Origin of the sequence: Rhizobium etli 8C-3 (assembly GCF_001908375.1) — a bacterium.
In the GTDB taxonomy this organism is placed as follows: domain Bacteria; phylum Pseudomonadota; class Alphaproteobacteria; order Rhizobiales; family Rhizobiaceae; genus Rhizobium; species Rhizobium etli_B.
Genome location: NZ_CP017241.1, coordinates 46,016 through 60,000, shown reverse-complemented (window position 1 = coordinate 60,000; position 13,985 = coordinate 46,016). Strand labels below are relative to the sequence as shown.

The window sequence follows — 13,985 nt, the reverse complement described above, 5'->3', positions numbered from 1 at the left end:
TCATGCCGGTGCGCCATCATCACGACATGCATGTCCCCGGCGAGGAAAACGCGACCCTGCTTCTGATGCCTGCCTGGGTGCCCGGCCGCTATGCCGGCGTGAAGATGGTCTCGGTTTTTCCGGGGAACGCCAGGCGCGCGCTGCCGGCGATCTTCGGAACCTATCTGCTTTCGTCAGGCGCAACGGGCCAGATGCTTGCCGCGATCGACGGGGGCGAGCTGACGGCCCGGCGCACTGCTGCGACCTCGGCATTGGCTGCACGCTATCTGGCGCGGCCGGATGCAATCGAGCTCCTTGTCTGCGGAACCGGCCGCCTCTCGCTCAACCTGCTGCAGGCGCATGCGGCCATCCGGCCGCTCAAGCGCATCCATATCTGGGGGCGCAATCTTGCAGGCGCAGAAAAGGTGGCCGCCGAAGCCCGAAAGGTCGGGCTCGCCGCTGAGGCAGTCTCCGATATCGAAGCGGCGGCGCGAACCGCCGATATCGTCTCATGCGGCACACTTTCAAGCGAGCCGCTCATTTGCGGCGCATGGCTGAAACCGGGCGCGCATCTCGATCTCGTCGGCGGCTTCAAGCCAAGCATGCGCGAGACCGACGACGAGGCAATCCGCCGTGCGTCCGTCTTCGTCGATACGCGCGCGGGTGCGATGAAGGAAGCGGGTGATATCGTTCAGCCGCTCGAAAGCGGCGTGCTCAAGAAAGGCGCGATCAAGGCAGAACTCGCAGAACTCGTTCGCCGCACGCGAGGCGGCCGCAGCGGGCCAGATGAGATCACGCTTTTCAAATCCGTGGGCGCCGCGCTCGAAGATCTCGCCGGGGCAATTCTCGCCTATGAAACCGTCACCCGCGGGAAATAAGCGATGCCCGTTCTGCCGGAACTTCCGGTTTCTCACGTTCTGCCCAAGATCGCAACCGCACTTGCCGAAAGCGGACGAGCCGTTCTTTCCGCGCCACCCGGCGCCGGCAAAACCACGCTTGTGCCGCTCTTTCTGCTGGATCAACCATGGCGCAACGACGGCCGGATCATCCTGCTGGAGCCACGGCGGCTGGCAGCGCGGGCTGCGGCGAGCCGCATGGCCTTTCTGCTCGGCGAACAGGTGGGCGAAACGGTCGGTTATCGCATGCGTCTCGACAACCGCATTTCCGGCAGGACCCGGATCGAAGTGGTCACCGAAGGCGTCTTTGCGCGCATGATCCTCGATGATCCGGAACTTTCGGGGGTTTCTGCGGTCATTTTCGACGAGTTTCACGAGCGTTCGCTCGATGCGGATTTCGGATTGGCATTGGCGCTCGACGTGCGCTCGGCACTGCGTACCGATCTGCGGCTTCTGGTGATGTCGGCAACGTTGGATGTCGAGCGTGTCGCAGCACTCCTCGGCAATCCGCCGGTCATCGAAAGCATGGGCCGGAGCTTTCCGATCGACGTGCGCTATCGGGATCGTTCGGCCGGCGAACGCATTGAAGACGCCGCTACAAGGACAATCATCGAGGTCCATTCGAGCGAGACGGGATCGATCCTCGCTTTCCTGCCCGGACAGGCCGAGATCACCCGAACGGCGGAAAGGCTTGAAGGGCGGTTCGGGCCGGACACGCTGATCGCCCCGCTTTACGGAAACCTCGGCCAGAAGGAGCAGGATGCTGCGATCCGGCCGGCGGCGAAGGGCACGCGCAAGATCGTGCTTGCGACGTCGATCGCCGAGACCTCGATCACCATCGACGGCGTGCGCATCGTAGTCGACAGCGGGCTGCAGCGGCTGCCGGTGTTCGAGGCTTCGACAGGTATCACACGGCTGGAGACGGTGAGGGTGTCGCGGGCTTCGGCCGACCAGCGCGCCGGGCGCGCAGGCAGAACGGAACCTGGCATCGCGATCCGCCTTTGGCACCCGGGGCAGACGGCCGCCTTGCCTGCTTTCACACCGCCGCAGATCCTGGCGAGCGATCTTTCCGGACTCTTGCTCGATCTGGCCCATTGGGGCGTTCGAGATCCGGCATCGCTTGCCTTCGTCGATCAGCCCCCGGCGACGACGCAGAAGGAGGCGAGCGCGCTGCTGCAGGAACTCGGCGCAATTGACAAGAATGGAATCTTGACTGCGCGCGGACGGACGATGCGCGAGCTCGCGCTTCCTCCGCGTCTGGCAGCCATGGTTGTTTCGGCCGGGGAAAGCGGGCAGGCAAAGGAAGCTGCGATGCTTGCCGTTCTTTTGACGGAACAGGGCCTCGGCGGCAAGAGCATCGACATCGAGGACCGATTGCGGCGCTTCAAGGTGGAGAAAGGGGAAAGGCCGGATGCTGCGCGGCGCCTTGCCGCACGGCTCGCACGCGGGCTCGACAAGGTTTCCTCAAGCACGCCACGACCTGCCGGACAGCTGCTGCTGCACGCCTTTCCCGATCGGATTGCCCTGCAACGCGGCGGGCGGGGACGTTACGTGATGGCCAACGGCCGTGGCGCCGAACTGCCGGAGACGGAACGTCTGGCGGGCAGTCGGATGCTGGTGATCGCCGATCTGACCGGACGTGCGATGCAGGCACGCATCCTCGCGGCGGCGGAGATCTCGCGTAGCGATGTCGAAGTCGAGCTTCCTGGCTTGATCAAGACCGACGAGCAGACCTATTTCGACCTGCCGAGCCGGCAAGTCAGAGCCCGGCGAGCGACAAGGCTTGGGGCGATCATATTTGATGAAACGCCGCTGCCACGGCCGTCCGGCGAGCCTGTTGCCGCAGCGCTCGCCGACGGCATACGGCAATTGGGGCTTAGCGCCCTGCCCTTTTCCAAGGACGCCATCCAGCTGCGCGAACGGCTCGGCTTTCTGCATCGAACGATCGGCGCGCCATGGCCCGACCTCAGCGACGCGGCGTTATTGGAACGGCTGGACGACTGGTTCACACCCTATCAGAGCGATGCGCGCGGGCTTTCGGATATTTCCGCCGGATCGCTCACCAGCGGGCTGATGGCCCTCGTGTCGAACGAACTGCAACGTGACCTCAGCCGGCTTGCGCCGACGCATTTCGAAGCGCCGACAGGCCAGCGGCATCCGATCCAGTATGACGGCGAGGAGCCGCTGCTGACGATCCGGGTACAGGAGCTCTTCGGATTGAAGCAGCATCCAACGATCGGCGGCGGACGGCTGCCGCTTCTTCTCGAGCTGACGTCGCCGGCGCACCGGCCGATCCAGACGACGCGCGACCTGCCAGGATTCTGGGCCGGTTCCTGGAAGGACGTGCGTGCCGAAATGCGGGGCCGCTATCCCCGGCATTCCTGGCCGGAGCGGCCAGAGGAAGCCTTGCCGACGACACGCGCCAAGCCGCGTGGTACATAAGCGCCCGGGCGAGGAGCTCACCAATGGCCGATGACGTCAACAACAAACCTCAGAACGACCGGCACAGCAGCCGCAGGCTGCGCCTGCAGACGCTCGTACGTTTGCGCTGGCTGGCGGTCGGCGGACAGGCGGCGACGGTTTTCATCGTGGCCTTCTGGCTGAAATTCCCGTTGCCGCTGCTCGCCAGCAGCTTGCTGATTGCAGCGCTTGCCTGGGTCAATTTCTTTCTGACGATGCGCTATCCACCGACGCATCGCCTGGAACCACCGGCTGCCTTGGCACTGCTTGGGCTGGATCTGCTGCAGCTCTGCGCGCTGCTATTCATCACCGGCGGCCTGGCGAACCCTTTTGCAGCGCTCGTCTGCGTGCCGGTCATCATTTCCTTTGCCTCCCAGCCGATCCGCTACAGCGTTGCACTCTTACTCTTTGCAATGGTCTGTATCACGATCCTCGCCTTCTCGCCCTTCCCGCTTCCATGGTTCAATGGTGCCGAGATCGATGTGCACAATGTCATGCAGTTCGGTGTCTGGTGCTCGATTGCTTCGACCATGGTCTTTGCAGCTTTTTATGCCTATCGCGTTTCGATGGAAGCGAGCCAGCTGGCCGATGCACTGGCGGCGACCGAACTCGTGCTGCAAAGGGAAAAGCACCTTTCGCAACTCGACGGTCTGGCCGCCGCGGCGGCACATGAGCTCGGAACCCCACTTGCGACGATCAGCGTCGTCGCAAAGGAGATGGAGCGCGAGCTGAAGGACGACGACCGGTTCCGAGAGGACGTGCAACTGCTGCGCAGCCAGAGCGAACGTTGCCGCGATATCCTGAAGCGACTGACGAGCCTTTCGGCAGAGGGCGATGCGCATATGCGGCGGCTGCCGCTGTCTTCGATGATCGAGGAGATCATTGCGCCCTATCGCGAATTCCCGATCGAAGTCGAGCTGATCGAGAAAAGCCCGCGCAAGGGTGAACCGGTGACGGAGCGCAATGCCGGGATCATGTATGGGCTTGGCAATCTCATCGAAAATGCCGTCGACTATGCTCGCGAGAAGGTGACGGTCACGGTCGAACATGACCACAACAAGGTGCTGATCGTCATCGAGGACGACGGCATCGGCTACGCGCCCGATATTCTCACCCGTATCGGCGAGCCTTACGTCACCAAAAGGCAGAAGGAGGATACGGCAGGCGGGCTGGGGCTTGGACTTTTCATCGCCAAGACGCTGCTTGAACGTTCCGGTGCGGCGCTGATTTTCCAAAACCGCGATCCCGAAAGTGAAGGAGCCCGTATCCGTGTCGAATGGCCGCGCATGCTCATCGATGCAAATTCGACAAAATGACTTTATCGGCATAATGAAGATATGTGCGACTGGCACAATAAGGCGGGTTGCAAAACGCCAGGATCGAAGACCATGACCGAACAAAGCCACGAAACCCTTACTGCCGGCGAACACGACATCGGCCCCGACGCAAGCCTGTTGATCGTCGACGATGATGGGCCTTTCTTGCGACGCCTGGCACGCGCGATGGAGACACGAGGCTTCCAGGTCGAAACCGCCGAATCGGTTGCGGAAGGTGTCGCCAAGTCGAAGGGCCGTCCGCCGAAATATGCGGTGGTCGACCTGCGGCTCGGCGATGGTAACGGCCTCGACGTCATCGAGGCAATCCGCCAGCGCCGAGACGACACGCGCATCATCGTGCTGACGGGCTATGGTAATATCGCGACGGCGGTGACGGCCGTGAAGCTGGGAGCTGTCGACTATCTCGCGAAGCCTGCCGATGCGGACGACGTGTTCGCAGCCTTGACTCAGCGGCCAGGCGAAAAGGCGGAACTTCCCGAAAACCCGATGTCGGCCGACCGGGTTCGCTGGGAACATATCCAGCGTGTCTACGAAATGTGCGAGCGCAACGTGTCCGAAACAGCGCGACGGCTCAACATGCACCGCCGCACCCTGCAGCGAATTCTTGCCAAACGGGCTCCGAAATAACCGCTGCTAGATTTCGTCGGCGGCAAGCGGCTTGCCATTCGCCCATTCGGCCAGCATCAGTCTCTGCGCGGCGGCACGGCAGAAATTCAGCGTGACCGACTTGCGCGTTGCCGGTGCAAGGCGGTGTTCGGGCGCTTCGCGGATCATATGCGCACCATAGCCGTCCGATAGGAACAGACCGCATTCCTCCGGGAAGATATCAAGCGGCACGTCCTTGTGCGTCGCAAAGAAAAGCCGGTCGCAATGCAGCCGGTATTCCGGCCATTTGCGATCAACGCGAAAATCCTCGATCGAAGTCTTGATCTCGATAATCCAGATCTCGCCCTTTTCCGACATGGTGATCAAATCGGCGCGCCGACCGCTCGCCAGCGGCAGTTCAGGCAGAACCGCATGGCGCATGTCGTGAAGTAATATCTGAGTCCCCCGGCGCACGAGCATAGCTCTGTCCGATTGCCGACCGTCTATTAAGGGATTGTTATTGTAAACGCTCAAAATCGTCATGGATAACCGTTTGCGAACATCCTGCTCTGTTGCAAAAAAACCATGCGGTTCTACTTTGCCGCTGCGGGTAACTCTCGTCGCACTGCAACATCTTGCAAAGGCGAAGTTAATCGAAAATAAACCATAATCAAAGATGGTTCCAAGACCGTTTCCTCACTGCCAATCCTAAGAGATATTCATGCGCATTCGCAATGCATTTCCTGTGTTCGGCCTGATCGCAACCCTCGCTCTGGCCGGCTGCTCCACCAATTCCGATCGCGCTTCCCTCGAAAACAGGGCCGCCGGCCCGACTGTCCAGACGGCACAGATCTTCGATGACGCCTACGGCGTGAGGACCGATGCCGGATACGCGCTGCCCGCCATCCCGATCCAGCGCGTCAAGCCGGAGTTCCGCCGCCAGATCGTTTCCTACGAGACCAGCGAACGTCCGGGCACGATCATCGTCAACACCCGCGAACGCCACCTTTACTACATCCTGCCAGGCGGCAAGGCGATGCGCTACGGCATCGGAGTCGGCAAGCAGGGCTTTGCATGGGCCGGCACGGCTTACGTCGCCTGGAAGCAGGAATGGCCAACCTGGCATCCACCGAAGGAAATGGCTGTCCGCAAGCCCGACATTGCAAAATACGTCGAGGACGGCATGGGCCCGGGTCTCACGAATCCGCTGGGCGCACGCGCCATGTATCTCTTCAACGAAAAGGGTCAGGACACGCTTTTCCGCCTTCACGGCACGCCCGAATGGGCCTCCATCGGCACTGCGGCTTCCTCGGGCTGCATTCGCCTGATGAACCAGGACGTTATCGACCTCTACAGCCGCGTTCGCCCGGGCAAGGCGACCAAGGTCATCGTTATTCAGTAAGCGAACAAGCGGACGGTATAGAAAAAGCCAGCGGAATTTACTTCCGCTGGCTTCTTTGTCAGATCATGGGCCTCATGCGGCCTGCCTGCCTTTGAGCTCAAGACGGCGGCGATGAAGAACCGGTTCCGTGTAGCCATTCGGCTGCTCCCTGCCCTTCAAGACAAGATCGACGGCAGCCTGAAAGGCGATCGAGCGCTCGAAATTCTCCGCCATCGGCATATAGGCAGGATCGCCGGCATTCTGCTGATCGACGACTGCGGCCATGCGCTTCATCGTTTCGATGATCTGCGCTTGGCTGACGACCTTGTGGTGCAGCCAGTTGGCCATGTGCTGGGCTGAAATGCGAAGCGTTGCGCGGTCTTCCATCAGCCCGACATTGTTGATGTCGGGGACCTTTGAGCAGCCGACACCCTGATCGACCCAACGGACGACGTAGCCGAGGATGCCCTGCGCATTATTGTCGAGCTCTCGCTGGATTTCTTCTGCTGTCCAGTTGGGCCGGGTGGCAACCGGGACAGAAAGGATATCGGAGAGCTTGGCGCGAGCACGATCCTTCAATGCGCGCTGAACATCGGCCACGTTGATCAGGTGATAATGCGTCGCATGCAGCGTTGCTGCAGTTGGCGAGGGAACCCAGGCGGTGTTGGCGCCGGCCTTCGGATGAGCGATCTTCTGCTCCAGCATGGCCGCCATCAGGTCAGGCATCGCCCACATGCCCTTGCCGATCTGCGCACGACCGGACAGACCGCATTCGAGGCCGATATCGACGTTCCAGTTCTCGTAGGCGGAAATCCAGGCCGCCTGCTTCATGTCACCCTTGCGGATCATCGGGCCGGCTTCCATCGAGGTATGGATCTCGTCTCCGGTACGGTCGAGGAAGCCAGTATTGATGAAGACGACACGATCGCGGGCAGCACGGATGCACTCCTTGAGATTTACCGTCGTGCGGCGCTCCTCATCCATGATACCCATCTTCATCGTATTCTTCGGCATGCCGAGCAGCTCTTCGACGCGGGAGAAAATCTCGACGGCGAAGGCTACTTCCTCAGGCCCATGCATCTTCGGTTTGACCACATACATCGATCCGGTGCGCGAGTTCTTGTGGAGGCCGCTGGGGCCGATATCGTGAAGCGCGATCAGGCCCGTAATGGCGGCATCCATGATGCCTTCGGGAACTTCCCGGCCGTCACGGTCGAGGATGGCCGGATTGCTCATAAGGTGGCCGACATTGCGCACGAGCATCAAGGAGCGGCGGTGCAAGTCAAAGGCAGAACCGTCAGGAGCCTGATAGGTGATGTCGGGATTGAGCGTGCGCACGAAAGTCGCGCCGCCCTTGCTCACCTCCTCCTGCAGGTCGCCCTTCATGAGGCCCAGCCAGTTGCGATAGACCACGACCTTGTCCTCGGCGTCGACGGCGGCAATCGAATCTTCACAGTCCATGATCGTCGTGATCGCAGATTCGAGCCAAACATCGCAGATCTGCGCTGGATCGCCCTTTCCGATCGGCGTCGAGCCATCGATGATGATCTCGATGTGAATGCCGTTGTTTTTCAAGAGAAGATGTGTCGGCATTTGCCCATCGCCTCGATAACCGGCGAAATGCCGATGATCCCTGAGCGCCAGGATTTCGCCGTCCGTCGAGGTCAGCGCAAGATTGCCACCGTCGACTTTGAAGGCAGCAACGTCCTTCCAGCTCGCGCCTTCGAGCGGCGCGGCGCTGTCCAGAAAATCGCGAACCCAGGAGATGACCTTTTCGCCGCGTTTCGGATTGTATCCCTTGCCTTTTTCCGCTCCGTCGCTTTCGGGAATGGCATCCGTGCCGTAGAGCGCATCATAAAGCGAGCCCCAGCGCGCATTTGCGGCGTTCAGCGCGTAACGCGCATTCATGACGGGAACGACGAGCTGCGGTCCTGCAATCGAAGCGATCTCGGGATCGACATTCTCGGTCGAAACCTGGAAATCCGAGCCTTCCGGCAGCAGGTAGCCGATTTCGCGCAGGAAGGCCTGATAGCTTTCCATGTTCGACGGGGCACCGTTCTGGCGATACCATTCGTCAATAAGCGCCTGCAGGTGATCGCGTTTGAGGAGCAGTTCGCGGTTCTTCGGCGCGAGGTCATGAACGATTGCCGAAAAGCCGGCGAAGAACGCATCCGCGTCAACCGAAAGGCCGGGAAGCACTTCGTTGACGATGAAGTCATGAAGGACGGTTTCGATGGAAAGACCGTTCTTTTCGATGCAGCTCATGCAATTCTCCTCCCCGCGAAAGGCGGCGTTTTCACATGCTGTCACTTTGCGCCGCCAACATTCATAGTCAATTCTGCAATAGTTCGAAAGATTTATGCCAATCAGGAACAGGTACGCTTTGTGACGCGCATCGGCAGACCGTTCTGCGGTTGGGTCGTCAGCTTTTGCACCGGCCAGGGATTGGTCTTTTCCGTCACATCGAATCGGAAACGGTTCATCAATACGGCCAGCGCGATGACCGCCTCCTGCAGGGCGAAGGTGGCGCCGATGCAGACGCGCGGACCCGCACCGAATGGCAGGAACTGGAACCGGCCGATCTTGGTGCGGTTTTCCGGCAAAAACCGCTCGGGCATATAGGCACGCGGTTTCTCCCAATAGAGCTCATGCCGGTGAAGCGTCCAGGGCATGATGAGCACCGTCATGCCGGCATGGATATCGACCTTCTCGCCCTTGGAATCTGTCCAGCTGTCCTCAGAGATCGCCGCCCGGTTGATCGACGGCGCCGGCGGATAGAGCCGCAGGGCCTCTTCGAAGGCGGCGCGGGTGAAGAACATCCGATCGAGCCATTCGACAGGCTCGGCGCCACTTGCGAGGACGCGGCCGATCTCTGCCTCCATCGCGTCACGGATATGCGGACTGTTCGCCACGCAATAGAGCGTCCATGCGAGCGCTCTTGCCGTCGTTTCGTGACCCGCGCCGATGAAGGTCAGGATATTGTCTTCGATTTCATCATTGGTGAGGCCACCCGTGGCTGCCCGGTCAAGCAACAGAGTCAGAAAATCTTCCGGCACCGAGCCCCGATCGGCAGCCATGCGCCGCAGCCTGGCATCCATCGTCTCGCGCACGATGTTGCGGAACTTGTCGAGAACCTTCCGGCCACCAATGCGTGTCAGCCGCGGCACCCATGACGGCGCTCTTAGGAGATCCATGGGATCGACACGGCCCATACGGTGCAAAAGCGCGTTCACATCGTCGGCAAAGCTGTCTGATGAGGTGACGATCTCACCCGAAAACAGCGTATCGGCGAGGATCGCAAAGGTGAGCTCGGTCATGTCGCTGGCAATTTCGAAGTCTTGTCCGTCGCCGGCCGCTTCGTATTTTTTTGCATAGGCTTCGGATTGCCTGAGCATCTGGCCTGCAAAACCGTGGGCGTGGCGGGGCGTGAAGACGGGAGAAACCGCCTTGCGCGATCGCTTCCAGACCTCCCCTTCAGCCGTCAGCAAACCATCGCGCAATATGGGTCGCAATATGAGCTGGCGGACATCCGACATGCGGTAGTTGGCGGCGTTGTCGACCAGCACATGTTTGATGAGACCCGGATCGTTGACGATGATCGTGCTGTCGTGGAAGAAGCAGGTCTTGACCCAGGGAAGCGTGTAGGACGGCTCGCCCCAGAGCTCCAGCGGATTGCGAAATATCGTGCGCATCATCTCCAGCCGCGATGGCGGCACAGAGCGCGGCAGCGGTGCGGGTGGAACGAATGGTTCCGGTCGCATGTCCATGGAAACGACCTTTCGCGGAGGATTGCAGCCTTCCGCCAAGGCGAAGGTTAGAGCAGGCCCTCAAGCTCGTCCAGCTTGTCGTTGATCAGCCAGCCGTAATAATTCTCCTCCGGCCAGACGATCGCACCTGCGGCCCGATTTTTCGCGGCGAGAGCCATAGCGCGCTGGCGTGAATTGCCGACATTGTAGAGCGTCGCGGTCAGACCAGGATTCTTCGAAATATCCATCCCGGCAATCTGCTTGTAATCTTCGATGGATTCGCGGATCGAGGCTGCAACGAAGGCGAGCGAGATATCCGGCTCCATGATGGCGCGATAGACGGCGCCGGCGTCCTTTTCATCCAGTCTCGGATAGCCGGAAACACGGCTGACCAGATCCGAGAGCATCAATGCCGTCAGCGGATTCACCTGGCCAAGGCCAAAGGTCTGGCCGGCATAGAACGGTTGGAAGAACACCGCGCTGAAGCGATTGTCCGGGAAGCTCTTGCCGTCAACGGCCTTTCCACGGAAGTCGCGTTCCCACACATCCTCACGGCAGCTCCACAGCAGATACGAATCACGCTTGCCGTTGCACTCCGCAAACTGCGGACGATCGACGAAGGTGTCGACATCCTCGCCCTCATAGGCAAAGCGGAAGCTCTCGCCGGCATAGGAGGCAGCCTTCACGTAGTACGACTGAAGGCGGTCATAAGCATCGACGTTGTAAGTGTGCTCGCCGACGATGGCACCGATGATATGGATGGGATCGATGCTGTAGGCGGCGGCCACCTTCCTGATCTTGCCCATCAGTTCGCGATCGGTGGAGAGCAGTTCGTAAACCTTCTCGTACTTCCGGTCGAAGGTAGACTTCGTGCCCTTCGTGCGGCGGACGGATGCGCCGGGAACCGCCGGCTGCTCGATGTTGCGATTGCCCCCTGGCACGACCTCAACGGCATAGGCTGGCACGGATGTGAGCGCCGCAACGGCGATCAGGAGGCATGTCAAAAGGCGTCGCACGATCAGCTATTCCGTCTGGTTATAATCGTCTCATGGTGAAGCGCGCTGACTGGACCAGAATCTTGGCCGAATAAAGCCGCGTTCACAAACAAGCGGGCCTTCACTAGGAAGTAAAGGGCCCGCTGTCGAGAGTTCAGACTGTCGAAATCAGCTGCAGGACCTGTAAAGGTTGCAGCCGGTGCGGCAATATCACAGGATGAAGCGCGACAGATCCGTGTTCTGTGCCAGATCTCCGACGTGCTCACGCACATAGGCCGAGTCGATCTTTACCGCCGAACCACCGCGATCCGGTGCGTTGAAGGAAATATCGTCCAGCACACGTTCCATCACCGTCTGCAGCCGGCGAGCGCCGATGTTTTCGACCGAAGAGTTCAGATGGACTGCGACATCGGCCAAGGCATCGATCGCATCGTCGGTGAATTCCAGGTTCAGGTTCTCCGTGTCCATGAGGGCGCGATACTGCCGGATCAGGCTGGCCTCGGTTTCGGTCAGGATTCGGCGGAAATCTTCCTTGGTCAGCGGGCGAAGTTCGACACGGATCGGCAGGCGGCCCTGCAATTCCGGCAGAAGATCGGAAGGTTTCGAGACATGGAAAGCACCCGAGGCGATGAAGAGAACATGGTCGGTCTTCACCGGTCCATACTTCGTGGAGACGGTCGTTCCTTCAACAAGCGGCAGCAGATCGCGCTGCACGCCCTCGCGCGACACACCAGCCCCCATGCCGCCGTCACGTGCCGCGATCTTGTCGATCTCGTCGAGGAAGACGATGCCATCATTTTCGACCGCGCGCACGGCTTCGCGCTGGATGATTTCATTGTCGATCAGCTTGTCGGACTCGTCGCGGATGAGATCGGTGTAGGAGGCCTTTACCGTGGTGCGGACCTTCTTGGTGCGTCCGCCCAGCGCCTTGCCGAACATTTCCGAGATGTTGAGAACACCGATGTTGGCACCGGGCATGCCGGGAATTTCAAAACCGCCCATGCCCGCGCCGGTATCGGCAACCTCGATGTCGATTTCCTTGTCGTCGAGTTCACCGTTGCGCAACTTCTTGCGAAAACTGTCACGGGTGGCAGGAGAGGCGGTTGCACCGACAAGGGCATCAAGGACGCGCTCCTCGGCGCTCATATGAGCCTTGGACTCAACCTCGGCGCGCTTCTTGTCGCGCGCAAGGCCGATGCCGATTTCGACGAGGTCGCGGATGATTTGTTCGACATCGCGGCCGACATAACCGACCTCAGTGAACTTGGTCGCCTCGACCTTGATGAAAGGCGCACCGGCAAGCTTGGCAAGACGGCGGGAAATCTCCGTTTTGCCAACGCCGGTCGGACCGATCATCAGGATATTCTTGGGCATCACCTCATCACGCAGGCTCGGATCGAGCTGCTGGCGGCGCCAGCGGTTGCGCAGCGCAATCGCCACGGCGCGCTTGGCCTCATGCTGACCGATGATGTAACGGTCGAGTTCGGAAACGATCTCGCGGGGGGAAAAGGTGGTCATGGTAAATCCGTTTCTCCGGGTGCGTCCAGCGCCATGAAATGGGCCGGACCGTAAATGGAAGTCCTAGTATCGACGTAGCGGAAGCCCGCCTTCTCGTATGCCCTGATCGCCTGAAGATTTTCAGGATCCGGATCGATCACGATGCGCTTGGCGCCCTCTGCAAAGAGCTCGGAGGTAAACTGGCGGATGATCGCAGCACCATGGCCCTTGTCCGTCAGTTCCGGGATACCGATCGAGATGTCGATGCCGAGCGTACCCTTGGGTTGATCCTGATAGGGATGGCCCTCCTCAAGATGGGGATCGTAACTTTGCAGATAACCGATCGGCTTTCCGTCGAGTTCCACGATCATTGGTCGGGTTTCTTTGCTCGTCATTGCCTCTTCGATCGAACCAAGCTCGGCGGAAGGTTCGCCCCACCATCTGGCGACATGCGGCTCGGCAAGCCATTGCGCCAGAAGAGGAAGATCCTCACGGCAGACGTCGCGGAACCGGTATCGCGAGGCAGGATTAGTTTTCAGCATCCAGTGTTTCCACCACCATGTTGTGGTTCGTATAGACGCAGATATCGGCTGCGATATCCAGCGCGCGGCGGGCGATCTCCTCGGCAGACTTGTCCGTATCCATCAGAGCACGCGCCGCCGCCAGTGCGTAGTTGCCGCCAGATCCGATCGCCGTGACGCCATGCTCCGGTTCCAGAACATCACCGTTGCCGGTGACAGCCAGTGTTATCGACTTGTCAGCCACCAGCATCATGGCCTCGAGGTTGCGAAGATATTTGTCCGTGCGCCAGTCCTTGGCGAGCTCGACGGCTGCGCGCATCAACTGGCCGGGATACTGTTCGAGTTTCTTTTCCAGACGCTCGAGCAGCGTAAATGCGTCCGCGGTCGCACCAGCGAAGCCGGCGATGACCTCACCCTTGCCAATACGGCGCACCTTGCGTGCATTGCCTTTCATGACGGTCTGACCGAGGCTGACCTGGCCGTCACCGGCAATCACCACCTTGCCGCCCTTTCGAATTGTAATAATCGTTGTCATCAAATCATCCTTGCCCGGATCTGCGGGCGTTACGCCGAGCCGCTCTCCGGCCC

General features: G+C 60.4%; 12 protein-coding genes (1 of these 12 cut by a window edge). 5 read left to right on the top strand and 7 right to left on the bottom strand.

Going from position 1 to position 13,985, the window contains the following annotated elements:
- The 4 genes from AM571_RS00285 to AM571_RS00270 form a co-directional block, all read left to right on the top strand.
- Nucleotides 1–857, top strand: the 3' portion of a protein-coding gene (locus AM571_RS00285; RefSeq protein WP_074059685.1) for an ornithine cyclodeaminase family protein. The gene continues 91 nt to the left of window position 1, outside the view; only the last 857 of its 948 coding nucleotides appear in the window; its start codon lies beyond the left edge, outside the window; its stop codon occupies nucleotides 855–857.
- 3 nt (nucleotides 858–860) lie between these two features.
- Nucleotides 861–3,317 (top strand): ATP-dependent helicase HrpB, encoded by a 2,457-nt coding sequence (gene hrpB / locus AM571_RS00280; RefSeq protein WP_074059684.1) that lies wholly within the window; start codon nucleotides 861–863, stop codon nucleotides 3,315–3,317.
- Between the two features lie 23 nt (nucleotides 3,318–3,340).
- Nucleotides 3,341–4,651 carry an ActS/PrrB/RegB family redox-sensitive histidine kinase gene (locus AM571_RS00275; protein ID WP_074059683.1) on the top strand — a complete coding sequence of 437 codons (1,311 nt, stop codon included), beginning with the start codon at nucleotides 3,341–3,343 and terminating at the stop codon, nucleotides 4,649–4,651.
- Nucleotides 4,652–4,723: 72 nt separating this feature from the next.
- Nucleotides 4,724–5,299: an ActR/PrrA/RegA family redox response regulator transcription factor gene (locus AM571_RS00270; protein ID WP_074062989.1), complete on the top strand. Its 576-nt coding sequence runs from the start codon at nucleotides 4,724–4,726 to the stop codon at nucleotides 5,297–5,299.
- A gap of 6 nt (nucleotides 5,300–5,305) precedes the next feature.
- Here the strand turns inward: AM571_RS00270 and AM571_RS00265 are convergent, their stop codons facing one another.
- The gene (locus AM571_RS00265) at nucleotides 5,306–5,800 is read right to left on the bottom strand and encodes an MmcB family DNA repair protein (protein ID WP_074059682.1); all 495 of its coding nucleotides are present in this window, start codon (nucleotides 5,798–5,800) and stop codon (nucleotides 5,306–5,308) included.
- A gap of 178 nt (nucleotides 5,801–5,978) precedes the next feature.
- On the opposite strand from AM571_RS00265, the gene AM571_RS00260 reads away from it, so the two are divergent.
- On the top strand, nucleotides 5,979–6,659 hold the full coding sequence (locus AM571_RS00260) for a L,D-transpeptidase (protein ID WP_074059681.1): 681 nt from the start codon (nucleotides 5,979–5,981) through the stop codon (nucleotides 6,657–6,659).
- 72 nt (nucleotides 6,660–6,731) lie between these two features.
- Here AM571_RS00260 and AM571_RS00255 read toward each other — a convergent pair whose 3' ends face one another.
- From AM571_RS00255 to hslV, 6 genes are all read right to left on the bottom strand, one after another.
- Nucleotides 6,732–8,903, bottom strand: coding sequence for a malate synthase G (locus tag AM571_RS00255; RefSeq protein WP_074059680.1), 2,172 nt, complete (start codon nucleotides 8,901–8,903; stop codon nucleotides 6,732–6,734).
- A gap of 101 nt (nucleotides 8,904–9,004) precedes the next feature.
- Nucleotides 9,005–10,405, bottom strand: a complete 1,401-nt coding sequence (locus tag AM571_RS00250; RefSeq protein WP_074059679.1) for a cytochrome P450 — start codon at nucleotides 10,403–10,405, stop codon at nucleotides 9,005–9,007.
- A 47-nt stretch (nucleotides 10,406–10,452) separates the two neighbouring features.
- Nucleotides 10,453–11,400 carry a DUF1402 family protein gene (locus AM571_RS00245; RefSeq protein WP_074059678.1) on the bottom strand — a complete coding sequence of 316 codons (948 nt, stop codon included), beginning with the start codon at nucleotides 11,398–11,400 and terminating at the stop codon, nucleotides 10,453–10,455.
- 189 nt (nucleotides 11,401–11,589) lie between these two features.
- The gene (hslU, locus tag AM571_RS00240) at nucleotides 11,590–12,897 is read right to left on the bottom strand and encodes an ATP-dependent protease ATPase subunit HslU (protein WP_074059677.1); all 1,308 of its coding nucleotides are present in this window, start codon (nucleotides 12,895–12,897) and stop codon (nucleotides 11,590–11,592) included.
- Nucleotides 12,894–13,418, bottom strand: coding sequence for a GNAT family N-acetyltransferase (locus AM571_RS00235; RefSeq protein ID WP_074059676.1), 525 nt, complete (start codon nucleotides 13,416–13,418; stop codon nucleotides 12,894–12,896). Before AM571_RS00235 ends, hslU begins: the two co-directional genes overlap by 4 nt.
- A complete protein-coding gene (gene hslV, locus AM571_RS00230; RefSeq protein ID WP_074059675.1) occupies nucleotides 13,405–13,932 on the bottom strand; it encodes an ATP-dependent protease subunit HslV in 528 nt (175 codons plus the stop codon). Before hslV ends, AM571_RS00235 begins: the two co-directional genes overlap by 14 nt.
- Between the last annotated feature and the right edge of the window lie 53 nt (nucleotides 13,933–13,985).